Genomic DNA, 25,233 nt, shown 5'->3' with positions numbered 1-25,233 from the left:
GCCCTTCTTGCGTGAGCCCCATGACCTCTGCCTCGGAAGACCGCTGGCGCGATCTGCGCCCGGACCCGGAAAACGACACGCCGCTGTATCTGCAGCTCGCCCGCAAGCTCGGCACCGCGATTCACGAAAACCGCTGGAACGCCGGTGAAGCACTACCCTCGGAACGGGTGCTCTCCGAGGCACTCGGCGTATCGCGCATCACGTCGCGCAAGGCGATCGCGTTGCTGGTCGAGCAGGGCCTGATCCGGCGCACGCAGGGCGCGGGCAGCTTCATCACACCGCGCTATGAAGATCCGCTGTCGCGTCTGTCGAGCTTTAGCGAAATGTTGCGGCGGCGCGGTTTCACGCCGAGTTCGAAGTGGCTGTCGCGCGAAATCCTGCCGGCCAATCGCGACGAAGTGATTCAACTCGGTTTGTCGCCGGCTGCAGCGGTCACGCGTTTGCGGCGTTTGCGGCTGGCCGACGGCATCGTGATGGCGGTGGAAAACTCCACCTTTCCTTCCGCGGTGATTCCCGATCCGCAGGCGATCGGCGATTCGTTGTACACGTACCTGGAACAGCGCGGGCTGACGATCGTGCGTGCGCTGCAGCACTTCCGCGCAGTGAATGCGAGCGACGAAATCGCGCAGCAGATGAGCATCGCGCCGAACGACGCGCTGCTGCTGATCACCCGCGTGGGCTACACCGCCGACCAGCGGGCCATCGAGTTGACCGACACGTATTGCCGCAACGATTACTACGACTTCGTCGCGGAGTTGCGGAAGTAGGCAGCGCGACACGAACGCCGGTCGAGACCGCTACCAGCTGGCGTCGTGCGCGCCCAGGCGGGCCGGCGGCAACGCGAAAAACACCGGCGTTTCGTCCAGCTCTTCGGCGGGCAACACGCCCAGCACACGGCCGAAGTCCGAAGCCACCGTCGCCAGACAATCCGACACCTCGTCGATCGACACATCAGGCGCTTTCCAGCCGTCGGCAATCTGCCCGATCGACTGCAACCAACGTCCCGTTTGCGCCAGGGAGACCCGCACGTGCCAGCTTCCGCCCTCGGTCGCGCGCCGCGCCAATGCGACCATCGCACCGAACGCGGCGAGGTAGCCGGTCGCGTGATCCAGCGCCTGACACGGCAGATGTTTCGGCTCGGCCCAACCCGCCGCCCGCTGCTCGGTCCAGGCAATGCCGCTCGCCGACTGCACCAGGCTATCGAAGCCGCGTCGTTGCGACCACGGGCCTGCGTGCCCGTACGCGGACACCGACACGTACACGATGCCCGGCCGGATCCGCGCCAACTCGTCGGGACCGAAGCCGCGCGCCGCCAGCGCACCGGGTCGATACGCTTGCAGAAACACGTCGGCGCCGCCGGCAAGGCCGCGTAAGGTCTCGCGGCCGGCCGCCTCGCGCAGATCGACCAGCGCCGAGCGCTTGCCGCGTCCGTTGTCGATCACCAGCGGCGCGATGTTGGGCAGATGCGGGCCGTTGATCATCAGCACGTCCGCGCCGTGCTGCGCGAGCGCGCGCCCCGCCACCGGACCCGCGATGATGCGCGACAAATCCAGCACCCGCACGCGCGCCAACGCCCGCTTCGCGTCGCCGGGGCGCGGCGATTCGACCGGCGCGTCGCCAATGCGCTCGATCTCGAACAGCGGCAAGCCGGCGATCGCCTGCGCCTGGTCGAGCGTGGCCCACTCCTCGGGCGTGCGAATCAGCGCGGCGCAGAGGCCCGCATCCGCGAGCGTCTGGTCGAGCGTTGCGCCGTCCCACTTGCGGATCGCGGCAGCCACAGCCGCTGGACTGTTCTCGCAGCCGAGCACCGTCAACACGCCTTGCAGGTGATGCGGGAAATTCGTGTGCAGTTGAATCCAGCGGCCGTCTCGCGTCTCGTAGAAACCCATCACCGGATCGCGCAACGCGGGCGGCGGCCCATCGTCGATACGCAAATACCGTTCGCTGCGAAACGACGCGAGCGCGCGCCGCATCTGCACCGCGACCCGCTGCCGGTGGCCCGTGCGCAAGCGGTGATAGTCGGCTGCCGCCAGGCCGGTCGCGGCGATGGTCGCCGACGCCAGACTGCCGACCCGGAAGACCGACGGCAAGCCCGGATCGGCGCCGCTCAGCGTGACGGCGTGCAGCGCGGTCGGGTCGCAGCCCGCTAGCGTCCAGATCTGTTTGAGAGCGAGTTCAGGCGTCATGTCGTTCGTACCGAAGCGAAAGAAAGTGAAACCGAGTCTAGAATCCCCACCCTTCGCAATCAACCTTGATTATGATAATCAATATATATTGATTTCTTCGGTTCTTCTCGGCTTTCATGCTCACCCCGATGCCCGCCCCCATGCCCGACTCGAATTTTCTGACCGCACCGGAAGCCGCCGCCGCGCTCGGCATCAGCCTGCCCACGCTATACGCGTACGTGAGCCGCGGCATGCTTCAATCCACGCCGGATGCGCAAAGCAGGCACCGCCTCTACGACGCCGCCGAAGTGCGGCGCCTCGCCAAACGCAAGGAAGACGGCAAGCGCGCCGGCAAGGTCGCGCAGAAGGTGCTGGACTGGGGCGTGCCGGTGCTCGAATCGTCGATCACGCTGGTGGCCGACGGCCGCTTGCTGTATCGCGGGCGCGATGCGATGGAACTGGCGGGCAGCGCCTCGCTCGAGGACATCGCCGCCTTGCTATGGGAATGCAGCGAGCGCCGCATTGCTCAGGCGCCGTCGGTGCCGTTCGCCGCCGCACAGTGGAATGCGTGGCTAAAGTTGTGGAGCGACAGCACGCCGCTCGACCGCGCGCTCGTGCTGCTGCCAGCCGCCGCGGCGCAGATGCCGCGGGTGTGGGCGCTCGGCCGCGACGCGCAACTCGATACCGCGTGCGCCGTGATGCGGCTACTGGGCGCCGCGATGATCTCGGCGGCGCCGTCGAACGAGCCGCTGCACCGGCAACTGGCGGCAGCATGGCAAGTGCGCAACCGTCAGCAGGCCGGGTTATTGAGGGCGGCTCTCGTGGCCTGCGCGGATCATGAACTGAATGCGTCGACGTTCACGGTGCGCTGTATCACGTCGACCGGAACGCATTTGTTCGGCGCGGTGGCGGGCGGACTCGCCGCGCTATCCGGGCCGCGACATGGCGGCGAGACCGTGCGGATCGCCGCGTTGCTCGACGAGGCCTCGCGCGCGCCCGATCTCGACCGTTTTCTGGCGAACCGTTTCGCGCGCCTCGAACACGGCGCGCACGGGCCGACGCTGTCGGGCTTCGGGCACCCGCTTTATCCGGATGGCGATCCGCGCGGCCGCCTCCTGCTGAACCTGCTCGCCGATTGCGCGCCGGCCCGCTCGCCGCTCGGCGACGTGCTCGCGCTGGCGCGCACGGTGCACGACACGACCGGCGCGCAACCGAACGTGGACTATGCGCTGGTTGCGATCGAACGCGTGCTCGGCTTGCCGGCCGGCGCGGCATTCACGTTATTTGCGGTGGGCCGGGTGGTCGGCTGGATCGCGCACGCCATGGAACAGGCGCGCGACGGCCGCTTGATCCGGCCACGCGCGCGCTACGTTGGAGACTATTAGGCTGGATCAGGCTGTATTGGGCTGGCTCAGGCTATCAAGCCGCGCTCAACCAGCGCGGCAGCCAGCCAAACATCGACAAGCCCGGAATCAGCTTGGCCGCCACGTGTTCCGAGCCGCTCGCCACCGCGAAACGCGCCCCGGCCTGTCCGGCGCTGATCCACGCCACCGCATGCCGCGGCAACTCGACCGACTCGCCGGTGGCAAGCCAATGATCCATGGTTTCGCCTTCGACGGTCAGCCAGATCTCGCCCGAGATCACCTTGAAGATCGACGGCCGCGCGACACGCCAGGCCGCCACGGGTTCGCCCTGTTCCAATTCAAAAATCCGGACTTCACGCATCGCCGTTCTCCTTCAAAGAACTTTTCTGTTGTACCGATTATTGACGTAGGATCATCGGATACCCATGCACAGTTCCGAACACTTTCGGCGGAACTGTTCAGTCAAAAAACCGTACAGTTGTCAGGGCAAGCGCTCGGCTCGCCCCACGGTGAAGGAGAGAACCGCATGAAACTCGACATTCAACTCGACCGGGATAACGGCGTGCCGCTGACCGAGCAGATCTTCACCGGCGTTACCGGCTGGATCCGGGCGCGCACCGCGCATCCCGGCTCGAAGCTGCCGTCGATCCGCCAGTTCGCCGCCGATTACGGCGTGAGCCGCTTTCCCGTGATCGAGGCGTATGACCGGCTGGTGTCGCTCGGCTATGTCGACTCGCGCCACGGCTCGGGCTTCTATGTCGCCGACCGGCAACCGGTGGGCATGCCTTGCCAGGGCACCTCGGATCCACGCCGCGCCGAAGAAGAATCGGACCACCTGCTGCAGCAGTTCAACCACCCCGGCGAAACGCTCAAGCTCGGCAGCGGTTTCATTCCGGAAGCGTGGCGCGACACGGACAGCATTGCGCAGGCGATCCGCCACGTCTCGCGCACCGACCCCGCGAGCATGGTCGACTACGCCACCCCGTTCGGCAACATGGCCTTGCGCGAGCATCTGCAGGCGCGCATCGGCCAGTTGGGGATTCAGGCGGACACGTCGCAGATCGTCATCACCAACGGCGCGAGCCAGGCGTTCGATCTGCTGATGCGCTATATGCTCAAGGCCGGCGACACGATCTTTGTCGAAGACCCCGGTTACTACAATCTCTACGGTCTGTTGAAGCTGCACGGCGTGAAACTGATCGGCATTCCGCGCACCCGCAACGGGCCCGACCTCGACGTCATGCAGGTGCAGTTGAAGCTGCACCGGCCCAAGCTGCTGTTCATCAACACCGTGTTCCACAACCCGACCGGCACCACGGTCGCGCCGCCGGTCGCCTTCCGGCTGCTGCAACTCGCGCGCGAACACGGCTTCTCGATTATCGAAGACGATATCTACGCCGATCTGCAGACCGATATCACCGACCGGCTCGCCACGCTCGACCAGCTCGAACATGTGATCTACGTGGGCGGTTTGTCGAAGACGCTGTCGTCGTCGTTGCGGATCGGCTGCGTGGTGGCGAGCCCGGCGATCATCAAGGACCTGGTCGACATCAAGATGCTGACGAGCATCGGCGGCTCGCGCTTTGCCGAAGCGGTCGCGGCCACGCTGCTGGAACGCGGCGCCTACCGCAAGTACCTGGAGCGGCTGCGCCGGCGCATGCGCGAAGCGCTCGGCTCGACCATCCAGACGCTCGAAAGCGCCGGCTGGGAGTTGTTCGATAAGCCCGTGGGCGGCAAGTTCGTCTGGGCCAGGGTGCCACATGTCGGCAATGCGCAGCGGCTGGTGGAGTGCGGCGCGACGATGGGCGTGACGGTCGCACCGGGCCACTATTTCCGCCCGGGCATGGAAGTGAGTCCGTGGACGCGAATCCATATCGCGTTCGGCAACGACCCGCTCGCGCAGGCGTTTTTTCGCGCGGCGGCGGCGTTACCGGCGTCGGAGTGAGGCGGTGGGCGGTGGGCGGTGGAGTTGGCTTGCGTTTTTCCCTAAACTAGCGACTCCCTGCCCATTCCGGGTCTCCGCGTTCCCAGCCGCTCTCCATGACCACGCCGCCGACCCTGCCCACCTCTGCCTCCAACGCAGCCCCGTCGCCCTCGCCGCGCTCGCTCACCGTGATGCTGTGGCTGGTGGCCACCGGCTTCTTCATGCAGACGCTGGACTCGACCATCGTCAACACCGCGCTGCCCGCCATGGCGACGAGTCTCGGCGAATTGCCGCTGCGCATGCAGTCGGTGGTGATTGCCTATTCGCTGACGATGGCAGTGATGATCCCGGTGTCCGGCTGGCTCGCGGACAAGCTCGGCACGCGGCGCGTGTTCTTCAGCGCGATCCTCGTGTTCGCGATCGGCTCGCTGCTGTGCGCGAACGCGCATACGCTGAACCAGTTGGTGATCTTCCGGATCGTGCAAGGCGTGGGCGGCGCGATGCTGCTGCCGGTCGGACGGCTCGCGGTGCTGCGCACCTTTCCGGCGGAACGCTATCTAGCGGCGTTGTCGTTCGTGGCGATTCCTGGTTTGATCGGACCGCTAATCGGCCCGACGCTCGGCGGCTGGCTCGTGAAAATCGCCTCATGGCACTGGATCTTTCTGATCAACGTGCCGGTGGGGATAGTCGGCTGCATCACCACGTTCATCTTCATGCCGGACAGCCGCAACGAACACGTCGGCAAGTTCGACATGAAAGGGTACCTGCTACTGGTGGTGGGCATGGTCGCCATCTCGTTCGCGCTCGACGGCCGCACCGAGTTCGGCATTCAGCACGCCACGGTGCTGGTGTTGCTGATTCTGAGTCTCGCCGCATTCGTCGCCTACGGCCTGCATGCCGTGCGCGAACCCACGCCGATCTTCTCGCTCGACCTCTTCAGAATTCACACGTTCAGCGTCGGCCTGCTCGGCAATCTGTTCGCGCGGATCGGCAGCGGCGCGATGCCTTATCTGATTCCGCTGCTGCTGCAGGTGAGTCTCGGCTATAGCGCGTTCGAAGCCGGCATGATGATGCTGCCGGTGGCGGCTGCGGGCATGGCATCCAAACGGCTCGTCACGAAGCTGATCGTGAAATACAGCTATCGCAGCGTCCTGATCGTCAACACCGTGCTGGTCGGCCTGACCATGGCGAGCTTCGCGCTCACTAGCGCGGACCAGCCGCTCTGGCTGCGGCTCGTGCAACTGGCGTTCTTCGGCGGCGTCAACTCGATGCAGTTCACCGCGATGAACACGTTGACGCTCAAAGACCTCGGCACCGGCGGCGCGAGCAGCGGCAACAGCTTGTTTTCGCTGGTCCAGATGCTGTCGATGAGCCTCGGCGTGACGGTGGCCGGCGCCCTGCTCGCAACTTTCACCGGCCTGTTGCCGCGCGTGACGGCGGCCAATTCGCTGCCCGCGTTTCACGCGACCTTTCTGTGCGTGGGGATCATTACGGCGGGCTCGTCGTGGATTTTCGCGCAACTGGCGCCGGACATCCGCACGCCGGCGAAAAAGACGGATCCTTCGGAACGGACTTGAAGGAGTGGCCCGCTACCGACCCGCAACAGGGCGCGGGCCGCACCAGCGGAGTGCGAAACGTGGCCTTCGCGCCCGCGCTGGCGCACAATCGCCGGTGGAGACCGTGGTCTGCGAGCACGCGCAATGTGTTTCCGCGCGCGCATAGTTCTTGCTCGCCTATCCTGTAAACTCCCGTTTAGCGCGTGCGGACTCGTGTTGATCATGCAGGCGCACCGCCACCTCCACACGACTGACAAGATGAGCATGATCGAACTCGATCCTCCCGGCTTCCAGCCCCCTCGCCCGATGGCCGGCGACGAAGGCTCCCGGCGCACCGTTCTGTACGGCGGCTACACCGTCTTCAGCGTGTTTCAGCCCGTTTTCTCGGTGTCGCACCGGCGCGCTATCGGCTACCACGCTTCGCTGCGCGCGCACGACGAGCACGCGAAGCAAGTGCCCTCGCACGAAGTCTTTACGCAGGCCGCGCGGCGCGGTGACCTGCTGGAGCTCGGGCGGCTCGCCGAATCGCTGCATCTGGGCAACTTCAATGCATTCGACAGTCACGACGAATGGCTCTTTCTGAGCCTGCACCCGGCCGCGCTGATGGACACCAGTTACGGCGACGCACTGCTCGCCGGCCTCAAGGCGCTCGGGCTGCCGCCGCAACGCGTCGTGCTGGAAGTCTCGGAGCAGGCGGGCGGCGAAACCACGCGCTTTGCCGAAATCGTCGACTCGCTGCGCAAATCCGGCTTCCTGATCGCGCTGGACGGCTTCGGCGCCAAGCACTCCAACATTGACCGCGTGTGGAATCTGCGGCCGGACATCGTCACGCTCGACCGCTGCATCCTCGCGCAAGCCAGCGAACACTCGCACATTGAGCGGGTGCTGCCGGGCCTCGTCTCGCTGCTGCATGAATCCGGGCAATTGGTACTGATGGGCGGCCTCAGCACCGAACGCGACGCGCTGATCGCGCTCGAATGCAACGTGGACTTCGTGCAAGGCGCGTTCTTCGCGGGCGCGAGCGTCGACCCGGTCAAACCGCAGGCTGCGGCCGGCCTGATGGACTCGCTCTCCGCTGCGCTGCGCGAACGCGTCGCGGCACGCGAGCGCGCCCAGTCGGCACGACTCGCTCCTTATGTCACGGCGCTGGAAACCGCAGCCGCGCAACTGGTTGCCGGCGAGTCGGTTGCGCAGGCCACGGCCCCGCTGCTCACGCTCGGCGAGACGGCACGTTGTTTCGTGCTGGACGGCTCAGGCAGGCAGATCGGCGACAACGTGCTGCCGCCGGGTCGCGCGTCGCAACGCGCGAAACGATTCCGGCCGCTGCTGCATTCGGAAGGCGCGAGCTGGGAGCGCCGGCCTTACTTCATCCAGGCGATGCGCGCACCCGGCCGCGTGCATCTGACTCCGCCCTACCTGTCGATCAACGAAGCCCACCTCTGCGTGACCGCCTCGATCGCCGCGCACACGCCGAACGGCACGCAGGTGCTATGCGTGGACATCAACTGGGAAGTCGCGGCGCACCGCAACTGACACCACCGCTTCCCGCTGGATTCGCGCGAGCAGTTGAATGATCGCCGCGCGGCCCAGGGCGCGGTTGGCCGATTGCAAACGCGCGGCGCCGGTCACCGCGCGCAATGCGACGATCTTCGGGGAATCGCTCGGCAGACCGCCCGTGGAGACGTCGATCACGCCGACGACCTCGCCCTCGCAGATCAGCGCAATGCAGGTGGCACCGCCCACCGACACGATCTCCGCATGGCGTGCGTGCCGCGCCAGCGACGTGACTTTCTCGATCCAACCCGCCGCTGCGGGTTCGTGCGTTGCGAATACCGGAGTTGCGATGGGTGTGGGCAGGGCTTGGGGTGCGGAGGCGGATGCCTGTGCTTGCACCCGCGCCTGTGCTGATTGCAACGCCGACGCCTGCGCCGACGCTGATATCAGTGCCTGTGCCTTTGCCCGTGCGGACACTGACGCCTGTGCGGACGCCGACGCCGATACCAATACCTGTGCTTGCGCCAACGCTTGGGTCGGTTCGAATGCACTCCGTGCCACGTCGCTGACCACTTCCGGCGCTTCGCTGAAGAGCCGCAGCAGGCCGGCGCGATCTTGCGCCTCCAGCGCGCAACGCAGCCGCTCGACGATCCGCGCGTGGGCGGCCGGGTCGGCTCGCTCAAGCGGCGCGCCGGCACGCCGCAGACGCTCCTTCGCCCGATGCACGATCTGCCGGCAGGCCCCTGGCGTGCGCTCGAGAATCTTCGCGATCTCCGCGTAATCGCAGTCGAACGCCTCGTGCAATACGAAGGCCGCGCGCTCGTCGGGTTTTAGCCGTTCGAGCAGCAACATCACGCCATACGACATCTCCCCGGCACGCAAGGCCAGTTCCTCCGCCGACGGCGCCACGTCGTCGAGCCAGGGCTCCGGCAACCAGCCGGCAGCTTGCGACGCCCGCTCGCGCTGCACGTGCCGCAACCGGTCGATCGCCGTGCGCGTGGTGAGCGTGGTGAGCCAGGCCGCCGGCGTCTGCACTTCTTGCGTGGCGGCGAGATGCCACTTGAGCCAGACGTCCTGGACCACGTCTTCCGCTTCCGCACGGCTGCCGAGCATTCGGTACGCCAGCGCGAACAGGCGGGCGCGGGCGGCCTGAAAGCTGGATGCCTTGTCGATTACTTGTTCCGTCATGCGTGGACCTCCGGATCGTGTTTGGTGATGAGCGCGCGGCGCCTGTGTGGCTGCCTGCGGGATTTCAGACGCGCGCTGCAAATCGGCATCCTTTTCAGCTTGACGTCCCAGCTAACCCCTGTGTGACAGCGGCACGTAAAAATATTCCTGTCACGCTGCCGGCCGCGCCGTCGTCATATGAGCAGAAACCGGCGCATTGGGCGCGCGGTTCGACGAATCAGTCGCCGCGCTACCGGACCAGGGTGCCGCGCCGCTTATCACGAGGCACTTATGCAACCCAGCTACCCGTCCATCACCGGTCTCGGCCTTGTGCCCACCGTCATCGAACAGTCCGGGCGCGGCGAGCGCGCGTACGACATCTACTCCCGTCTGCTGCGCGAGCGAATTGTGTTTCTGGTCGGGCCGGTAAACGAGCAGTCGGCCAGCCTGATCGTCGCCCAGCTGCTTTTTCTGGAATCCGAGAATCCCGACAAGGATATTTCTTTTTACATCAATTCGCCGGGCGGCTCGGTGTACGACGGCATGGCGATATACGACACCATGCAATTCATCAAGCCGGAGGTCTCAACGTTGTGCACAGGCTTTGCCGCGAGCATGGGCACCTTTTTGCTAACTGCGGGGCAACGTGGCAAGCGCTACGCCCTGCCGAACGCGCGCATCATGATCCACCAGCCGTCCGGCGGCAGCCAGGGCACGGCGGCGGACGTCGAGATTCAGGCCCGGGAGGTGCTCTATCAGCGCGGTCGCCTGAATGCCATGATGGCCGAACGCACCGGGCGCAGCGTGGAGGAAATCGAACACGACACCGACCGTGACAACTTCATGTCGGCACACGACGCGAAGGCATATGGGCTCGTCGACGAAGTGCTGGAAACGCGTGCGGCGCTCGGTAGTCCGACCCGGCATCAGGACATGTAGCCCGGCACCTGATACGGCTCGCACGGTCGTCATGCGCAGCGTGGCGCCCGGCATGTCACTGTGGCCCGGCACGCCGCCGCACCTCCGCGCAGCGCGAAGCGACGCTGGGCACACCGCCGAAAATCCCGATTCGCCCGCGCATTTTCCCGCTCCGGATCGGTGCGCCACGAACACAAAAGCTGATCACCTCCGCTGGAATCGCTATCATGGTCGCGATTCGTCGAATTCGACGAATCGCTTCAATGGAGATATACATGGCGTCATCCAACGAAACCGTCAGCATGGCGCTATTCTGCGACTTCGAAAATGTCGCGCTCGGCGTGCGCGACGCGAAGTACGACAAGTTCGATATCAAGCTGGTGCTCGAGCGTCTGCTGCTCAAGGGCAGCATTGTCGTGAAGAAGGCCTATTGCGACTGGGATCGCTACAAGAGTTTCAAAGGCGCAATGCATGAAGCCAATTTCGAATTGATCGAAATTCCGCACGTGCGCCAATCGGGCAAGAATTCCGCCGACATCCGGCTCGTGGTCGACGCGCTCGACCTCTGCTACACCAAATCGCACGTCAACACGTTCGTGATCATCAGCGGCGATTCGGATTTCTCGCCGCTGGTATCCAAGCTGCGCGAGAACGCGAAGCAGGTGATCGGTGTCGGTGTGCAGCAGTCCACGTCCGACCTGCTGATCGCGAACTGCGACGAGTTTTTCTTTTACGACGACCTCGTGCGCGAGAGTCAGCGCACGGTCGCCAAACGCGAATCGTCGCGCCCCCAGCAGGCTGCGCAGCCGGCAGCCAAACGCGCGCCCGACGAGGAGAAATCCCGTAACAAGGACGACCTCGAAAAACGCCGCACGAAAGCGGTCGAAATCGCGGTGCAAACGTTCGACGCGCTCGCTTCCGAACGCGGCGACAGCGGCAAGATCTGGGCGTCGGTGTTGAAGAATGCGATCAAGCGTCGCAAGCCGGATTTCAACGAGACTTACTACGGTTTTCGCGCCTTCGGCAACCTGCTGGAAGAAGCCCATGCGCGCGGTCTGCTCGAATTCGGCCGCGACGAGAAGTCCGGCGCGTATGTGTATCGGAGCACGGGTGCGAACGCGGCCGGCGACAACGCACAGGAATCGGCTGAGATCGTCGAATCCGTCGAGCAGGTGGATGAAACCCAGGTCGCCGAAACGGCACCGGCCGAGTCGGGTGTAAAACACGAATCGCGTCGTCGAGGCCGCGGCAATCGCAAGCAAGGCCGGGGTCAGCAGGAAGGCAGCCACGAAGAGCGCGCGAACGTCGAAGCCCCCGTCGCCGTGCAAACTCAAACGGACAATGCGGACAGCGCAGACGACTACGCTCTCTCCGCAGGCGAGCCCGCCTCCTTCGAGCAGCCGGTATTCCCGTGGCCCGGCCCGCAGAATTTTGAGCCTGCCCCGATCGCCATAGACGACGAAGAGCAAGAAGCAGAGGAAAACGGCAAGGAACCAGCCGGCAAGCCGACCGAGCGTCGCAAGGGTCGCGCGCCGCGCAAGACTGCCGCGAAGAAAGCGAAGAAGAGCATGCCGCGAACGATCGACGACGTACCGGCGATCGCCGCGCCTGCTGAAGCATCGGCGGCGCCCGTTGAACGCGTCGAGCCCGTTGAAGCGGACGAAGCGTCTGAAGCCACGAAACAGGCGGCCAAACCCGCCGCGAAGAAAGCCGCGCGCAAAGCGGCACCGCGTAGCCGTCGTCCACGCAAAGCTGCCGCGAGCGACGCCGAGTAAACGCATCGTGTCAGGGTCCGCGCATGAAATCCCAATGCGCTACCCACCGTAACCGGAGCGCGCAATAGCGGCGCTACGGCAACAGCGGCAACAGCGGCAACAGCGACAACAGCGACAAAAAACCCTGCTCACGCAATGAACATGCAATGAGCAGGGGTTTTTCTATTCCGGGTCACCCCACGAAGCCAACCACGAACCATCGTTCATTCGCGCCGAAGCCACCACCCAAAAAACCACTACCCAAAACCACCCTTTCACAACAACCCAAACACCGCCACTCCATTCGTCGCCCCGACATAAACCTTCCCACGCGCGATCATCGGCGTGATGAACTTGTTTCCAGCGCCCCATTGATCGCGCGTCCCCGCCTGATTGCTGTTGTACAACTCGTTTGCAAGATTACTGGCGCTGTAGGCATGCAACGCGCCAACGGTCCCGTTCTCCGCCGCCCACACGATCGCATTGCTCGACCCGTTGGCCGACACTGCCGGCGTCGCGCCAGGATAAGCGAACGTAGTCGCACTCTTCGAGGCCGCCGTCGTCGCGAGATACGCGCCCGTGATCGGCAACGCCTTCAGGCTATCGTTCCATCCGCCGTAGTACACCACGCCGCCGTAATAAGCCGGTGACCCCCAGATTCCACCCGCCAGCGTCCCGACCAACTCCTGCCAGATATTGTTCGCGGTCGGACTGAATCGGCCCATCGAATCGCGATCGAGAATATAGATGTTGTTGTCCTTGCCCGCCGTCACCGCGAGGTGCTTCACGACGCCGGCCGTCGTGGTCTGATCCGGCAACAGCATCACGCCGCCCGAGCCGTAATCGTTGTCCGCGTTCGACTCGGCGACGACGTTGTCCATCGCGAAGTAGTCGGTAATCTGCAGCGTGCCCAAGGTCATCTTGATCGCCGAGTCGCCATAGTCGCCGTCCACCGGAAAGCCCTGCGCGTTCAGCGTGGTGCCGAACGTACCGTTGGCGCCCACGGCGTATAGCGACGTGCCGTCCGACGACATCCCCGAACCCGCCATCCAGAACGAGCCCTGACTGCCGTTAGGTGTCACGTCGAGCGAGGCGGTTTGCTGCAGCGTGTCGGCGTTATAGGCCATGATCCAGCCGGTATAAGCACCCGACATGCAGTGCGAAGTCCAGCCCATATAGATGTTGCCGCCCACCAGCGTGAGCGCCGCGCGCTCCGTGTACATCGACGCGCTAAAGGTGATGACGCCGTTGACACTGCCCGCGCCGTTGCCCGGGAAACTCGCCGCGATCTCCGTCGGGCCGCCGAACAATTCCGCGCCGGTCGCCAGATCGATTGCATGCAGACGATGGTGATAGTTGCCGCTTGCGTCTTTCGTCATCGCCACTGCATACAGCACGCCGTTCGGCCCACGGTTGCGGTCGATGACCGGCGTCGAGGTGATGCCGATTTCCGGCGTGAAGTCCTGGCAACTGAAATTGTCGCTGGCGGTTTCGCCCTTGCCGGTCAGCGAGACCTGCCACAGTAGCGCGAAGGTATTGGCGTCGTACGCGTAGAGACTGTCGTGCTCGGACGCAACGTAGACCACGTCGTGCGACGTGCCGCCGATCGACAGGCTGGTGACGAAGAGCGGCTGCGCGTCGACTTTGCCGTCGGCGGCAAGAAACGCGACCTTGCCGAAGCTCGTGGAGTTGACGTTGGCAGGCGTGAGCGCGGTTTCGGCGAGCATCTGACCGGTGCGGCCGAGGTCGTTGTGATGCATCAGCACGTCGGTTGCGAAGGCAATCGTGGTGGTCGTCGCGGGGGTGGGCGTGCTGCTCGGGCCGCTTCCCGTGCCGGTGCTGCCCGACCCCGACCCGGTACCGCCTGTCGTGCCGCTACCACTGCCGCTCGCCGAGCCCGACGCCACCGTCGACGAGCCGCCCGAACCGCCGCCGCACGAAACGAAGCAGGCCGTGACAAACGCCATGGCCAGCCACGCGCGCACGCGCGACCACGCACTCGGATTGACCCGCCCGGTTTGCAGTCGCCGCATATTCGCCTCGTTCGCGCGAAATCCGGCTCTCTCCGCACCGACGGTAACGAAGTCAACAAGCTGATGGGCCGGCCAGAAAGGACTGAGGGTGCTGACTATGCGGAACCGTCAGACCACCGGCGGCCGCGAAAGCTCCTTTCAAACCTAGGCGTTCCGGCGGCCGCCTTGCGGCCATCCTTTCGCGCCTTTCCGCCAGATCGGCCAAATTTCCGGCAGCAATAAACCGGCCCGCTTTTCCGCGCGGACTACGCGATTGGGCAGGGCCGGCATCCCGACCCAGTCGTTCGCAGCGCCCGGCCGCTCAGTAATACGGATACGGCGCGTACATCACCGGCGGCGGTGCGTAATACCGTGGCGGCGGCGCGTAGTAGTACGGCTGCGGCTGCACATAAACCGGCTGATAGGCCGGCTGCGGCTGAGAAATCGTATTGCCCTTCGACGTCATGCACTGGGCGTAGGCGGCGTCGTAGCGTGCCTGCAAGCCCGCTGCGGAATATTGCGCGCTGTTCGCGCCATTCGCGCCGCCGAGCAGCAGACCGCTGCCCGCCCCGATCGCCGCGCCCGCGCCCGCATTGCCAGCCGCCGCACCGATCAGTGCGCCGACTGCGGCGCCGCCAAGCGTACCGATCGCCGCGCTGTTCACGCTATTCGTCGTGGCGGCCTGCGAGGCCGAGCCATTGGGGTCCGTGGACCGGTTCGCGTAGTCGCGGCAGGCGTAGTCGTCCTGCTGGAACTGGCCGAGCGGTTCACCGCTGCGCGGCATCGCGACCACGCTCGGGCCGCTCGGCGGCATCACCGCGCATCCGCCGAGCGCGAGCGCAACGATGGCGACCGGGATCGCGATGCCAATCGATTTAGTGCTGGAGATCATCTTGGGGTGCTTCAGAAGCCATGGGAATTTAAACGTTAGGCCAATAGCCGGAACGCTTGGTTACGGGATCGTTACAGATCGTTTTTCCGCTTACAAACTGGCGACGTCCCGCACCGGCCGGGCGTCGCGGCACGGCGCGGTTCGTTACACGTGTGCAGCGCGGACATATCGGGTAACGCTTGTAAGCGCATCCGCAACCTGTTCGCGGCGCGAGCGGCCTACACTGGCCTCCGCCGTGGCGCGCAATGGCGTGGCCACGGCAGCCCGGCATGACGCGTTCGGAATAGCGTCCGGGCAGCGTCATGCGGAGTGTGGGTGCGTCGCGCGCAGCGGTGTGCACACGACTCGGGCTCGGCGAAAACCCGTCAACGACACCTCGGGAACGACACGATGAAGCGGCTTGTTTTCCTACTGGGTATGGCTTGCGCGGCCTTTATTCCGTCTGCTTTCGCGCAGTCGAATCCGGCATTGCAGAACTCGGTGTTCGCACAACCGGCAACGACCACGACGTTCCCCAGCGCCTCGGTCGCACAGAACTTCCAGTACATCAATCATCCGCCGGCGCCCGCGCCGGCTAGCGCGGTTGCACCGAGCGGCGGCGGTCGCGGCGGCCATCGGCGCCGGCAAACGTCGACGGATGCCAGCACCGACAGCAGCGGATCGACGCAGCCGTAACTCGCGGCGCGCGTGCGTATGTGTCGGATTTTAGGAGGCTCACACGCGCTCGCGCAGCCGTCCAAGCGTCGCGCCGCAGTTACCAACTGTGACAAAGCTTGCATCTCAAAACGGTCCGGCACACGCGAACCGGGAGATTTCGCGAACGAGCAAGGGAGCAACGGAACAAGCGGGCAAATCAGCCAGTTCAATGACTGACATGCCGTCAGCGCCCAGTACGACGACGCCCGTTTCACCACGCGCAGCGGCCAGCATCGCGCGCGCCTCAAGCCTCGCGCTAAACACGGACGCCGCCCGCCCCTCAATACGGACGGTTAATCCCGACGCCCGGCAGCGACCACGCCTCACCACCGGCCTCGACGCCGCCCACCCGCTCCCGCCTGCTTCGCGCGAGACGGCGCGACTGATCGCACCAATCCCGCCAGACTTTGACGTACACCGCTTCGACGTGCGCCGCGAAACGCGCGCCGTCCATCAACGGCGACGCCGCAAGACGCGCCCGCAAATCCGCGCGAATACCGCCCAAACGCGGCAGATCGCGAGCCAGTTGGGCAGCGACATCGACGAATTGCGCGTCGGTGTCCGCCACCAGTTCGCGCAGTCCTAGGTTAGTCGACTGGCTCAGGCCCGCACGCCCCACGGCCGTGTCGCCGACCCGCGTGACGACCGGCACGCCCATCCAGTACGAATCGAGACTCGTCGTGTGGCCGTTATACGGAAACGTGTCGAGGCCGACGTCGATCTGGTGATACGTGCGCAGGTAGTCCGCGCGTGGCCGGAACGGCGTGAAGGCGATCCGTTCCGCGGCGACGTCCTGCCGCCCGAGCCGCTCGATCAGACTCGCGCGCGCCGCCCCCTCCGGCGCCATCAGCAGCAAACGGGCGTCGGCCACTTCGCGCATCACGCTGCCCCACATCGCGAAAGTCGTGTCGCTTAGTTTGCACGGATTGTTCAGGCAGCCGAACGTCGGATAACCGTTCGACAGCGCGGGCAGCGCGTTGACATCCGGCGTATCCGTCAACGGGTCGTAGCACCAGAACGAGTCGGGCAGACGGATCGAACGTTCGCTGTACATCGTGTCGGCGCCGGCCGGATCGAGCCACGGATCGGTCAGGCGGTAGTCGATTGCGCCGATGCCGGTCGTCCCCGGATAAGCGAGCCACGCGATCTGCACCGGCGCGGGTTTGCGTGCGAACAGCAGCGGCCGGCCATCCGCCATATGCATGGTCAGGTCGATCAGAATGTCGATGCGGTCGTCGCGGATGGTCTGCGCGAGCTGTTCGTCGTCGAGACTGCGGACGTCGCGCCAGACATCGGCGTGAGCCGCCACGCGTTGCGTCAGCGCGTCGGGCCGCGCAACGCTCGCGTAACAGAAAATCTCGAAGCGTTCGTGATCGTGATGGGACAGCAGCGGCAACGTGAACAGCGTCTGGCAATGATCGCGAAAGTCCGGCGAGACGTAGCCGATCCGCAAGCGGCGCGACGCTGTCGGATCGTTCGGATGCGGCCGATGCGCGCCGCGAAACGGCGCTTCATGACGCGCCGACCAGCGACGGCATTCGTGCAGCAGCGGCGGCGCGTGTTCCGCCTGAAACGTGAGCGCGTAGGCCAGATTGCTGTGCGCGACGACATTGCAGGGATCGCAGGTCAACGCGCGGCGATAGCTGTCGATGCCATCGGCGAGACGCCCCTGGTCCTTCAGCACATTGCCGAGATTGTTATGGGTGACCGAATGATGCGGCTCGACCGCCAGCGCCTCGCGCAGATGGGCTTCGGCATCGGCGAAACGGCCGAGCGTGCGCATCAGCGTCGCGGCGTTATTGAGCGCGGCCACGAAGCCCGGGCGCAGGCGAATCGCGGTAAGGAACGCGTTCGCGGCTTCGGCGCGCGACCCGGCTTCCTGATAGACGATGCCCAGGTTGTTGTACGCGTCCGCATGCGCGGGCGCTTGCGCGATGGCGCGTTGATAGTGGATCACCGCTTCGCGCTTCTTGCCGAGCGCGTGCAGCGCATTGGCGAGGTTATACGACGCTTCCGGGAACACCGGGTCGATCTCGATCGCGCTCGTCAGCAAAGCCACCGCGCGCGTGAAGTCGCCGCGCCGATGCAGCGCGACGCCGAGATTCACGAGTCCGTGTAGCGACGTCGGTGCGGCCTGCACCGCCGCTTCGAGCAGCACGAGCGCTTCGTCGAGACGGCCGAGCGCTTCGAGCAGCGTGCCGAGATTGGTGAGCGCGTTGGCGTCGCCGGGCTGCACGTCGATAGCGCGCCGGTAAGCGGCTTCCGCGTGCTCCGCGTCGCCGCGTTGACGGTGACAGTTGCCGAGGTTGTTGAGCGCGTCGGCGTGCGTGGGTTCGAGGGCAAGTACGGATGCGTATGTGTCGATCGCCGCAGGGTAATCGGCGGTAGCTTGCTGGGCGCCCGCCAGCGCGAACAGTACGTCGGCGGAAGCGGTTGGTTCGAGCGCCAGCGCTTGACGGTAGGCCGAAATCGCAGCCCCGAACTGCTGCGCGCCGGCGAGCACCTGAGCGCGCACGAAGTGGTAACGCGGGTTGTCTGGCGCCAGGCTTAACGCCTTATCGAGCCAGCCAAGCGCCGCGTCATAAGCCGCGCATTGCATGTCGAGCACGCCGAGCCGGACCATCCAGTTCGCGTTGCCGGGCTCGATGGCGAGCCCGCTTTCGTATAACTGGCGCGCGGGACCGAACTCACCCGCGACGTGGTGTGCTGTCGCGAGTTCCAGAATCTGCTTGCTGTCCATCGTGCCCCCGGGCGTAACGCTTTTTCATCGATTTCGCGTCGACCCGGACGGTTATCCGGATGGCCTCCCCGTCATGCCGCCGGAGAGATACACCGATGACGACGCGACGGGGGACGAACGCTCGGGAACGATAGCGAGCCGGCTCTTACCGATGTTTACCGGTTCGCACTGGCGGGAACATCGTGAAACAGGTTGGCGGTGCGGGAAGACGGCAGGCGCAGGCGCGCGGCAGTCGGGCCCGATCGGAGATCGCGGGCAATTGCAAGCAAGCCACGGCAGGCGCTGCGGACATAGCCAGCACGGCGCAAGCCTCGCTCAACCGATGGAGTAGGAAGCAACAAATCTTTCGATGCTGCAACGCGGGGCTTTCGGCAAGAGACGCCCCATGATGCGATCGCCTGACGAAGCTTGCCCTTTGGAAGAAATACCCGGTAACCCGTAAGTAATAGTGCGCGGCGATAGTGCGGGCGAAGCGTTGAAACTGAGGCGGGAATACGACGGGGAAGCTGCAAAAACAAAAAAGCCCTCACTGCGGAGGGCTTTCTTTCTTGCGAGCGTGACCAACTAGTTACTCACGCCACAACCGGCAATCTCACGCGAAGTTCTTCGACGCGAATTCCCAGTTGGCGATGTTCCAGAATGCTTCGACGAACTTCGGACGCGCATTGCGGTAGTCGATGTAGTACGCGTGTTCCCACACGTCGATCGTCAGCAGTGCCTTCGCGTCGGTGGTGAGCGGCGTGGCGGCGTTGCTGGTCGACACGAGGTCGAGCGAACCGTCGGCCTTCTTCACGAGCCATGCCCAACCCGAGCCGAACGTGCCGACTGCGGTCTTGGCGAACTCTTCCTTGAACTTGTCGAACGAACCCCACTTGGCATTGATTGCGTCGGCCAGTGCGCCGCTCGGAGCACCGCCACCTTGCGGCGACAGGCTGTTCCAGAAGAACGTGTGGTTCCACACTTGAGCGGCGTTGTTGAACAGGCCACCCGATGCCTTCTTGACGATCTCTTCAAGCGACAGGTTCTCGAACTCCGTGCCCTTGATCAGATTGTTCAGGTTGGTGACATAGGTCTGGTGATGCTTGCCGTAGTGGAACTCCAGCGTCTCTTCCGACATATGCGGGACGAGAGCGTTTTTCGCGAACGGCAGCGGCGGGAGCGTATGTTCCATGGTGCTTTCCTTTGTCTGTATCTGTTGTGGGGGAGTCTGCGGGCTACACTTTTGAGCACTCGATTGTAGGCGAGTTGGAATAACCCCGCAAACCAACGGACTTTATGCCCGGCATCGGCAAAGATGCTGCACATATGGCGTAATTAGTGCTGTCGCATGCGATGTGCCCGCCCTTCGAGGCAGTCAAAAATGCAGCGTTCGGGGACGTTCGGCGACGGCTCAGAAACCGTCGGTGAGCCGGGCTTGCACGTCGGCCAGCGCGATATCCGCGGACCCTTCCGCGAGATGCACGGTGAGGCGCCGCCCCGGCTTCAACGACGACGGCGCGCGCACCGCGCGACCGTTCTGCGCGTCGAGCACCGCCGCATAGCCGCGCTCCAGCGTGCGCTGCGGACTCAGCACTTCGAGCCGCGCGGCAAGCGTGCCGATCTTCGCGCTTTGACGTTCATGCTGACGTAACAATGCCGCGTCCAGACGTTGCGTGAGATTGCCGAGCTTCGCCCGATGCGCGGCGAGATCGGGACGCCAGCGCTGCCAGCGCATCTGCAACAGCGAAAACCGCGCTCGTGCGTCACGCACGGGGCGCGCTCCCGCCGACGCGAGCCGCACGCTCAATTGCTGCAAATGCGTGCGTTGCCGCGCCAGACGCTCGGCCGGCGACACGAGCCGGCGCGCCAGCCAGTCGAGTTGCTGCGCGCGCCGCTCCATCATGCGGCCGAAGCCGCGCGCGAGCGTGGCATGCCGCTGATCCAGGTCGCGCAGCAACAGCACGCGTTGCGGACTGACGAGTTCGGCGGCGCCGGTCGGGGTCGGCGCGCGCACGTCGGCGGCGAAATCGGCGATCGTGAAATCGGTTTCGTGACCGACACCGCTCACCACCGGTATCGCGCTTTCGGCAATCGCGCGCGCCAGCACTTCTTCGTTGAACGCCCAGAGATCTTCGATCGAGCCGCCGCCGCGGCAGACGATCAGCACGTCGACTTCGCGACGCGCATTGGCGGCGTCGACCATCGCCGCGAGTTTGGCGCTGACGCCCACGCCCTGCACCGGCGCCGGATAAACGATCACCGGAATATGCGGCGCGCGGCGCGACAGCGTGGTCAGCACGTCGCGCAGCGCCGCGGCCTGCAACGACGTGACGATGCCGATCGCCCGCGGATGCGACGGCAGCGCGCGCTTGCGTTCGGCGGCAAAGAGCCCTTCCGCTTCGAGCTGCGCCTTGAGCCGCAGGAACGCTTCGTAAAGCCGCCCTTGTCCGGTGCGGCGCACCGCTTCGACATTCAGTTGCAACTCGCCGCGCGGTTCGTACATCGTCACGAGCGCGCGCACTTCGATGCGGTCGCCTTCGCGCGGCGTGAACTCGGCGTATTGCGCGCGGCCGCGGAACATCACGCAGCGCATCTGCGCTTGCGCGTCCTTGATCGAGAAATACCAGTGGCCGCTTGCGGCGCGCGTGAAGTTCGACACTTCGCCCGCCACCCAGACGAGCGGAAACGAGCGTTCGAGCATCGTGCCGATCGCGCGATTGAGCGCGGAAACGGGAACGACGACCTCACCGCCGGGCGCAGCGGACGAAGAAAAAGGGCTTTCGGGATTCATGCGAGGAATGTCTGTGACTGGCCGGACAGACGATAGACCGAGCGGCCATCCGCGTCCAGCGCGGCGGCTGAATTGTTAAAAGTGTCCACATGGCGGGAAACGCCTGACGAATCCCGCCATAGTGCCCGCCAGAGCGCGAAAATTCGAAGCATCCCGTTGATTTATATGGCTTTTATATCTCGTTAAAGAGAATCATTGCCGATGCGGAGCGCTCCGAACGGCCTTCTCCGCCGGTTGGACGGCAGGTTCTCCACAAAGTTATCCACAGGCTGAGAAGCGCGCCGGAACGGCCGAATTCGCTGCTTTGTCAAGGCGCGCGACTTGCCGGGCTGGACGCTCGCGCGCTAGAGTGGCGGGTTCTGACGGCAAACCGTAAGTCCGGCGAAGCGCGATGCGCTAGCGTTGACAAGCAGGGCTCAGCCGCTCGCCGTCTCCGTTGTGACCTGGTTACCGCGACTGCTGCGGGATCGTTTCCGCCTCACTTTTTGACTGTCCGGAGAACCGCGTTGATGCTGACCCCGCGTAGTATGTCCGGCCCGGCGTCCCGTCTTGCGGCCAACGCCGTCATGCCGTCGCGCCGGCCCGCCTCGGCCGACCGCGCGTCGTTCGCCCACACCACTTGCCCATGAGCGATTTCAACCACCGTCTCGAAGCACGCCTCGCGCGCGAATGGCAGCAACGCGGCCCGTTCGCGTGGGCGCTGACGCCCTTCGCCTGCGTGTTCGGCGCCATTGCCGCCGCGCGCCGCGCCGCGTTTTCCCTCGGCTGGCTCAAATCCGTGCGCATCGGCGTGCCGGTCGTGGTGGTCGGCAATGTGACCGTCGGCGGCACCGGCAAGACGCCGACCGTGATCGCGCTGGTGGAAGCGTTACGCGCTGCGGGCTTCACGCCCGGCGTGGTGTCGCGCGGTTACGGCGCGCGCGTGAAAGCGCCGACGCAAGTCACGCCGGCTTCGGCGGCGAGCGTGGGCGGCGACGAACCGTTGCTGATCGCACGCCGCACCGGTGCGCCGGTGTGGGTCTGTCCGGACCGCGTGGCCGCCGCGCAGGCGCTGTGCGCCGCGCATCGCGAAGTCGATGTGATCGTCAGCGACGACGGCTTGCAGCATTACCGCCTGAAGCGCGACGCCGAACTGGTGGTGTTCGACCACCGCCTCGGCGGCAACGGCTTTCTGCTGCCGGCCGGTCCGTTGCGCGAGCCGTTGTCGCGCCGCCGCGATGCGACGCTCGTCAACGATCCGTATGCGCGCACCTTGCCCGCGTGGCCGAACACCTTCGCGCTGCCCCTCGCCCCCGCCGACGCCTGGCATCTCGACAATCCGGCGCTGCGCCGTCCGCTTGCGCAATTCAGCGGCGAGCGCGTGCTGGCCGCGGCCGGCATCGGCGCGCCCGAACGCTTTTTCGCGACCTTGCGCGCCGCCGGCCTCACGCCGGCGACCCGCGCACTGCCCGATCACTACGCGTTCGAGCGCAATCCCTTTACCGACGTCGACGCCGACACGATCCTGATAACCGAAAAGGATGCGGTAAAATTGGGGTCCTGGCACGATGCGCGCATCTGGGTTGTCCCGGTCGAAGCCGCGCTCGATCATCGCCTCATTGCATTAGTTGTGGAGAAAGTCCGTGGACGCTCGCCTGCTTGAAATTCTCGTCTGCCCGATCTGCAAGGGCCCGCTCAGCTACGACCGCGCCGCGCAGGAACTGATCTGCAACGCGGACAAGCTGGCCTATCCGATCCGCGACGGCATTCCCGTCATGCTGGTCGACGAAGCGCGCCAGACCGTGGAAGGCACGCCGGTCGATCTGAATCCGGGCTCGGTGGCGTAACCCATCCCACACGTCGCTCTCCCGATGACTCAAGCCAACGTCACCACTCCCCCGTTCATCGCCGTCGTGCCGGCCCGGCTCGCTTCGACGCGTCTGCCCAACAAGCCGCTTGCCGACATCGGCGGTAAGCCGATGGTGGTGCGAGTCGCCGAACGCGCTCGCGAATCGGGCGCCCAGCAGGTGCTGGTCGCGTCCGACGCGCAAGCGGTGCTCGACGCGGCTCGCGAACACGGTTTCGAGGCCGTGCTCACGCGCGCCGATCATCCGTCGGGCACGGACCGGCTGGCGGAAGTCGCCGCGCAGTTCGGCTGGAGCGACGACACGATCGTGGTCAACGTGCAGGGCGACGAACCGCTGATCGACCCGGCGCTGGTGTGCGGCGTTGCGTCGCACCTCGCGGCGAGTCAAGGCTGCGCGATCGCCACCGCGGCCCATCCGATCACCGAGGCCGCCGAAATTTTCAACCCGAACGTCGTCAAGGTCGTTCTCGACGCGCGCGGCGTGGCGCTGTACTTCTCGCGCGCGCCGATTCCCTGGTCGCGCGACGCCTACCAGCCGCATTGGCCGGACGTCGCGTCGATGCCCACACCGCCGGCCCCCGCAGTCGTCTACCGGCATATCGGGCTGTATGCGTACCGTGCGCAATTCCTGCGCACCTATCCCACGCTCGCGATCTCGCCGATCGAGCAGGTCGAAGCGCTCGAACAATTGCGCGCCATGTGGCATGGCGAGCGCATTGCGGTGCGCGTCACCGACAACGCGCCGCTGCCCGGCGTCGACACACCGGCGGATCTCGCACGCGTGCAGGCTTTATTCGGGTCTTGAGCAGAAAAACCCATGGCATAATCGGACGGTTGTGCGCGCCTCCCGTTACAAGCGAGAGTCAGGGATTTGCACGGTCGCGCCATGGTCGTCTTTGCAGCGCCGTCGTCTGGACGCGCAGCGCAAGATGCATCACGGTAGTCGACGCGGCCCCCTCGATCCCTCGTGGGATGACTGCAGCGCCCCCAAGAATTCACATAGATCTGGAGATATCACATGCGTTTGATCCTTTTGGGTGCGCCCGGTGCGGGTAAGGGCACTCAGGCCACCTTCATCAAGGAAAAATTCGGCATTCCGCAGATTTCCACCGGCGACATGCTGCGCGCCGCCGTCAAGGCCGGCACGCCGCTCGGCATCGAAGCCAAGCGTTTCATGGACGCAGGCGAGCTGGTCACAGACGAACTGATCATCAATCTGGTGAAGGAACGTCTGCAGCAGGCAGACTGCGCGAACGGCTATCTGTTCGACGGTTTTCCGCGCACCATTCCGCAAGCGGAGGCCATGAAGCAGGCCGGCGTCGCGATCGACTACGTGCTGGAGATCGACGTGCCGTTCGACGAGATCATCGTGCGCATGAGCGGCCGTCGCTCGCACGCCGCGTCGGGTCGTACATACCACGTCAAGTTCAATCCGCCGAAGGTCGAAGGCGTGGACGACGTGACCGGCGAACCGCTGATCCAGCGCGACGACGACAAGGAAGAAACAGTCAAGAAGCGCCTGGAAGTTTATGAAGCGCAAACCAAGCCGCTGATCGAGTACTACACCACGTGGGCCAATAACGGCGACGCGTCGACCTCTCTGAAGGCGCCGCAATACCGCCGCATTTCGGGCCTCGGCAGCGTCGACGAAATTCGTGGCCGCGCGTTCGAAGCGCTGAAGTAAGCGCGCCTCGCACCGAGTTTGTCCGATGAAAAACCCGCCCTTGCCGGCGGGTTTTTTCGTTATGCGGTGTGACGTTTAGCAAATGCCCTCTGGGCTGTCGGGATGAGGATTAATTAGCCATCCGTAGTGGTTTCCGATGCAACGGCAACCGACCTGCCGACGCAGCCGCTGCGCTTTCCGCAATGCAGCATAGCCGTTACAATCGATTATCGAAAAGATATTCGATCCAGACACAACTGAACAAACCGTAG

The 25,233-nt window shown here is 65.1% G+C and carries 20 protein-coding genes; 12 read left to right on the top strand and 8 right to left on the bottom strand.

Features of this window, described 5'->3' with window-relative positions; genetic code table 11:
* The first annotated feature begins 20 nt into the window (after positions 1-20).
* The gene (locus BX591_RS04735; protein WP_111929571.1) at positions 21-767 is read left to right on the top strand and encodes a GntR family transcriptional regulator; all 747 of its coding nucleotides are present in this window, start codon (positions 21-23) and stop codon (positions 765-767) included.
* A gap of 30 nt (positions 768-797) precedes the next feature.
* Here BX591_RS04735 and BX591_RS04730 read toward each other — a convergent pair whose 3' ends face one another.
* On the bottom strand, positions 798-2,186 hold the full coding sequence (locus BX591_RS04730) for a CoA transferase (protein WP_111929570.1): 1,389 nt from the start codon (positions 2,184-2,186) through the stop codon (positions 798-800).
* A gap of 140 nt (positions 2,187-2,326) precedes the next feature.
* On the opposite strand from BX591_RS04730, the gene BX591_RS04725 reads away from it, so the two are divergent.
* Positions 2,327-3,550: a citrate/2-methylcitrate synthase gene (locus BX591_RS04725; RefSeq protein ID WP_176343019.1), complete on the top strand. Its 1,224-nt coding sequence runs from the start codon at positions 2,327-2,329 to the stop codon at positions 3,548-3,550.
* A gap of 34 nt (positions 3,551-3,584) precedes the next feature.
* On the opposite strand, the gene BX591_RS04720 is transcribed toward BX591_RS04725, so the two are convergent.
* Positions 3,585-3,890: a DUF2917 domain-containing protein gene (locus tag BX591_RS04720; RefSeq protein WP_111929568.1), complete on the bottom strand. Its 306-nt coding sequence runs from the start codon at positions 3,888-3,890 to the stop codon at positions 3,585-3,587.
* Between the two features lie 165 nt (positions 3,891-4,055).
* On the opposite strand from BX591_RS04720, the gene BX591_RS04715 reads away from it, so the two are divergent.
* From BX591_RS04715 to BX591_RS04705, 3 genes are all read left to right on the top strand, one after another.
* On the top strand, positions 4,056-5,474 hold the full coding sequence (locus BX591_RS04715) for an aminotransferase-like domain-containing protein (protein WP_111929567.1): 1,419 nt from the start codon (positions 4,056-4,058) through the stop codon (positions 5,472-5,474).
* 95 nt (positions 5,475-5,569) lie between these two features.
* On the top strand, positions 5,570-7,030 hold the full coding sequence (mdtD, locus tag BX591_RS04710) for a multidrug transporter subunit MdtD (RefSeq protein ID WP_111929566.1): 1,461 nt from the start codon (positions 5,570-5,572) through the stop codon (positions 7,028-7,030).
* A gap of 237 nt (positions 7,031-7,267) precedes the next feature.
* Positions 7,268-8,542: an EAL domain-containing protein gene (locus BX591_RS04705; protein WP_111929565.1), complete on the top strand. Its 1,275-nt coding sequence runs from the start codon at positions 7,268-7,270 to the stop codon at positions 8,540-8,542.
* On the opposite strand, the gene BX591_RS04700 is transcribed toward BX591_RS04705, so the two are convergent.
* Entirely contained in the window at positions 8,498-9,691 is a 1,194-nt protein-coding gene (locus tag BX591_RS04700) for a sigma-70 family RNA polymerase sigma factor (RefSeq protein ID WP_111929564.1), read from the bottom strand. The genes BX591_RS04705 and BX591_RS04700 overlap by 45 nt on opposite strands.
* Positions 9,692-9,961: 270 nt before the next feature.
* Between BX591_RS04700 and clpP the strand changes: the two genes are divergently transcribed.
* Together clpP and BX591_RS04690 are read left to right on the top strand one after the other, a co-directional pair.
* Positions 9,962-10,609 carry an ATP-dependent Clp endopeptidase proteolytic subunit ClpP gene (gene clpP / locus BX591_RS04695; protein ID WP_111929563.1) on the top strand — a complete coding sequence of 216 codons (648 nt, stop codon included), beginning with the start codon at positions 9,962-9,964 and terminating at the stop codon, positions 10,607-10,609.
* Between the two features lie 254 nt (positions 10,610-10,863).
* Positions 10,864-12,363, top strand: coding sequence for an NYN domain-containing protein (locus BX591_RS04690; protein ID WP_111929562.1), 1,500 nt, complete (start codon positions 10,864-10,866; stop codon positions 12,361-12,363).
* Positions 12,364-12,617: 254 nt separating this feature from the next.
* Here the strand turns inward: BX591_RS04690 and BX591_RS04685 are convergent, their stop codons facing one another.
* Both BX591_RS04685 and BX591_RS04680 read right to left on the bottom strand, forming a co-directional pair.
* Positions 12,618-14,375, bottom strand: coding sequence for a PQQ-binding-like beta-propeller repeat protein (locus tag BX591_RS04685; RefSeq protein WP_111929561.1), 1,758 nt, complete (start codon positions 14,373-14,375; stop codon positions 12,618-12,620).
* Between the two features lie 301 nt (positions 14,376-14,676).
* Positions 14,677-15,246: a glycine zipper family protein gene (locus BX591_RS04680; RefSeq protein ID WP_111929560.1), complete on the bottom strand. Its 570-nt coding sequence runs from the start codon at positions 15,244-15,246 to the stop codon at positions 14,677-14,679.
* Between the two features lie 390 nt (positions 15,247-15,636).
* Here BX591_RS04680 and BX591_RS04675 point away from each other — a divergent pair, with 390 nt between their 5' ends.
* On the top strand, positions 15,637-15,921 hold the full coding sequence (locus BX591_RS04675) for a hypothetical protein (RefSeq protein WP_146749725.1): 285 nt from the start codon (positions 15,637-15,639) through the stop codon (positions 15,919-15,921).
* Positions 15,922-16,222: 301 nt separating this feature from the next.
* On the opposite strand, the gene BX591_RS04670 is transcribed toward BX591_RS04675, so the two are convergent.
* The 3 genes from BX591_RS04670 to xseA form a co-directional block, all read right to left on the bottom strand.
* The gene (locus BX591_RS04670) at positions 16,223-18,682 is read right to left on the bottom strand and encodes a tetratricopeptide repeat protein (RefSeq protein WP_111929558.1); all 2,460 of its coding nucleotides are present in this window, start codon (positions 18,680-18,682) and stop codon (positions 16,223-16,225) included.
* Positions 18,683-19,274: 592 nt separating this feature from the next.
* A complete protein-coding gene (sodB, locus tag BX591_RS04665) occupies positions 19,275-19,853 on the bottom strand; it encodes a superoxide dismutase [Fe] (protein ID WP_111929557.1) in 579 nt (192 codons plus the stop codon).
* Between the two features lie 219 nt (positions 19,854-20,072).
* The gene (gene xseA / locus BX591_RS04660; RefSeq protein WP_111929556.1) at positions 20,073-21,452 is read right to left on the bottom strand and encodes an exodeoxyribonuclease VII large subunit; all 1,380 of its coding nucleotides are present in this window, start codon (positions 21,450-21,452) and stop codon (positions 20,073-20,075) included.
* A 625-nt stretch (positions 21,453-22,077) separates the two neighbouring features.
* On the opposite strand from xseA, the gene lpxK reads away from it, so the two are divergent.
* The 4 genes from lpxK (at position 22,078) to adk (ending at position 24,982) form a co-directional block, all read left to right on the top strand.
* On the top strand, positions 22,078-23,094 hold the full coding sequence (gene lpxK, locus BX591_RS04655) for a tetraacyldisaccharide 4'-kinase (RefSeq protein ID WP_111929555.1): 1,017 nt from the start codon (positions 22,078-22,080) through the stop codon (positions 23,092-23,094).
* On the top strand, positions 23,075-23,278 hold the full coding sequence (locus BX591_RS04650; protein ID WP_007180583.1) for a Trm112 family protein: 204 nt from the start codon (positions 23,075-23,077) through the stop codon (positions 23,276-23,278). Before lpxK ends, BX591_RS04650 begins: the two co-directional genes overlap by 20 nt.
* Positions 23,279-23,302: 24 nt before the next feature.
* Positions 23,303-24,103 carry a 3-deoxy-manno-octulosonate cytidylyltransferase gene (gene kdsB / locus BX591_RS04645; protein ID WP_111929554.1) on the top strand — a complete coding sequence of 267 codons (801 nt, stop codon included), beginning with the start codon at positions 23,303-23,305 and terminating at the stop codon, positions 24,101-24,103.
* A 213-nt stretch (positions 24,104-24,316) separates the two neighbouring features.
* Complete coding sequence (gene adk / locus BX591_RS04640) at positions 24,317-24,982, top strand: adenylate kinase (RefSeq protein WP_105512055.1); 666 nt, start codon at positions 24,317-24,319, stop codon at positions 24,980-24,982.
* Positions 24,983-25,233 lie beyond the last annotated feature (251 nt).

The sequence above is a fragment of the Paraburkholderia bryophila genome (assembly GCF_003269035.1).
GTDB classification, from domain to species: Bacteria; Pseudomonadota; Gammaproteobacteria; order Burkholderiales; family Burkholderiaceae; genus Paraburkholderia; species Paraburkholderia bryophila.
The sequence above is the reverse complement of the archived record's forward strand: the minus strand, read 5'-3'. Positions and strand labels throughout refer to the sequence as shown.

Excerpts from the sequence above, each read along its gene's own strand:
- BX591_RS04680 (WP_111929560.1), bottom strand. The coding sequence starts at position 15,246 with ATGATCTCCAGCACTAAATCGATTGGCATCGCGATCCCGGTCGCCATC.
- BX591_RS04720 (WP_111929568.1), bottom strand. The coding sequence starts at position 3,890 with ATGCGTGAAGTCCGGATTTTTGAATTGGAACAGGGCGAACCCGTGGCG.
- BX591_RS04700 (WP_111929564.1), bottom strand. The coding sequence starts at position 9,691 with ATGACGGAACAAGTAATCGACAAGGCATCCAGCTTTCAGGCCGCCCGC.
- BX591_RS04670 (WP_111929558.1), bottom strand. The coding sequence starts at position 18,682 with ATGGACAGCAAGCAGATTCTGGAACTCGCGACAGCACACCACGTCGCG.
- BX591_RS04735 (WP_111929571.1), top strand. The coding sequence starts at position 21 with ATGACCTCTGCCTCGGAAGACCGCTGGCGCGATCTGCGCCCGGACCCG.
- xseA (WP_111929556.1), bottom strand. The coding sequence starts at position 21,452 with ATGAATCCCGAAAGCCCTTTTTCTTCGTCCGCTGCGCCCGGCGGTGAG.
- BX591_RS04685 (WP_111929561.1), bottom strand. The coding sequence starts at position 14,375 with ATGCGGCGACTGCAAACCGGGCGGGTCAATCCGAGTGCGTGGTCGCGC.
- BX591_RS04675 (WP_146749725.1), top strand. The coding sequence starts at position 15,637 with ATGAAGCGGCTTGTTTTCCTACTGGGTATGGCTTGCGCGGCCTTTATT.
- mdtD (WP_111929566.1), top strand. The coding sequence starts at position 5,570 with ATGACCACGCCGCCGACCCTGCCCACCTCTGCCTCCAACGCAGCCCCG.
- BX591_RS04715 (WP_111929567.1), top strand. The coding sequence starts at position 4,056 with ATGAAACTCGACATTCAACTCGACCGGGATAACGGCGTGCCGCTGACC.
- sodB (WP_111929557.1), bottom strand. The coding sequence starts at position 19,853 with ATGGAACATACGCTCCCGCCGCTGCCGTTCGCGAAAAACGCTCTCGTC.
- kdsB (WP_111929554.1), top strand. The coding sequence starts at position 23,303 with ATGACTCAAGCCAACGTCACCACTCCCCCGTTCATCGCCGTCGTGCCG.
- BX591_RS04730 (WP_111929570.1), bottom strand. The coding sequence starts at position 2,186 with ATGACGCCTGAACTCGCTCTCAAACAGATCTGGACGCTAGCGGGCTGC.
- lpxK (WP_111929555.1), top strand. The coding sequence starts at position 22,078 with ATGAGCGATTTCAACCACCGTCTCGAAGCACGCCTCGCGCGCGAATGG.
- BX591_RS04725 (WP_176343019.1), top strand. The coding sequence starts at position 2,327 with ATGCCCGACTCGAATTTTCTGACCGCACCGGAAGCCGCCGCCGCGCTC.
- BX591_RS04690 (WP_111929562.1), top strand. The coding sequence starts at position 10,864 with ATGGCGTCATCCAACGAAACCGTCAGCATGGCGCTATTCTGCGACTTC.
- adk (WP_105512055.1), top strand. The coding sequence starts at position 24,317 with ATGCGTTTGATCCTTTTGGGTGCGCCCGGTGCGGGTAAGGGCACTCAG.
- clpP (WP_111929563.1), top strand. The coding sequence starts at position 9,962 with ATGCAACCCAGCTACCCGTCCATCACCGGTCTCGGCCTTGTGCCCACC.
- BX591_RS04705 (WP_111929565.1), top strand. The coding sequence starts at position 7,268 with ATGAGCATGATCGAACTCGATCCTCCCGGCTTCCAGCCCCCTCGCCCG.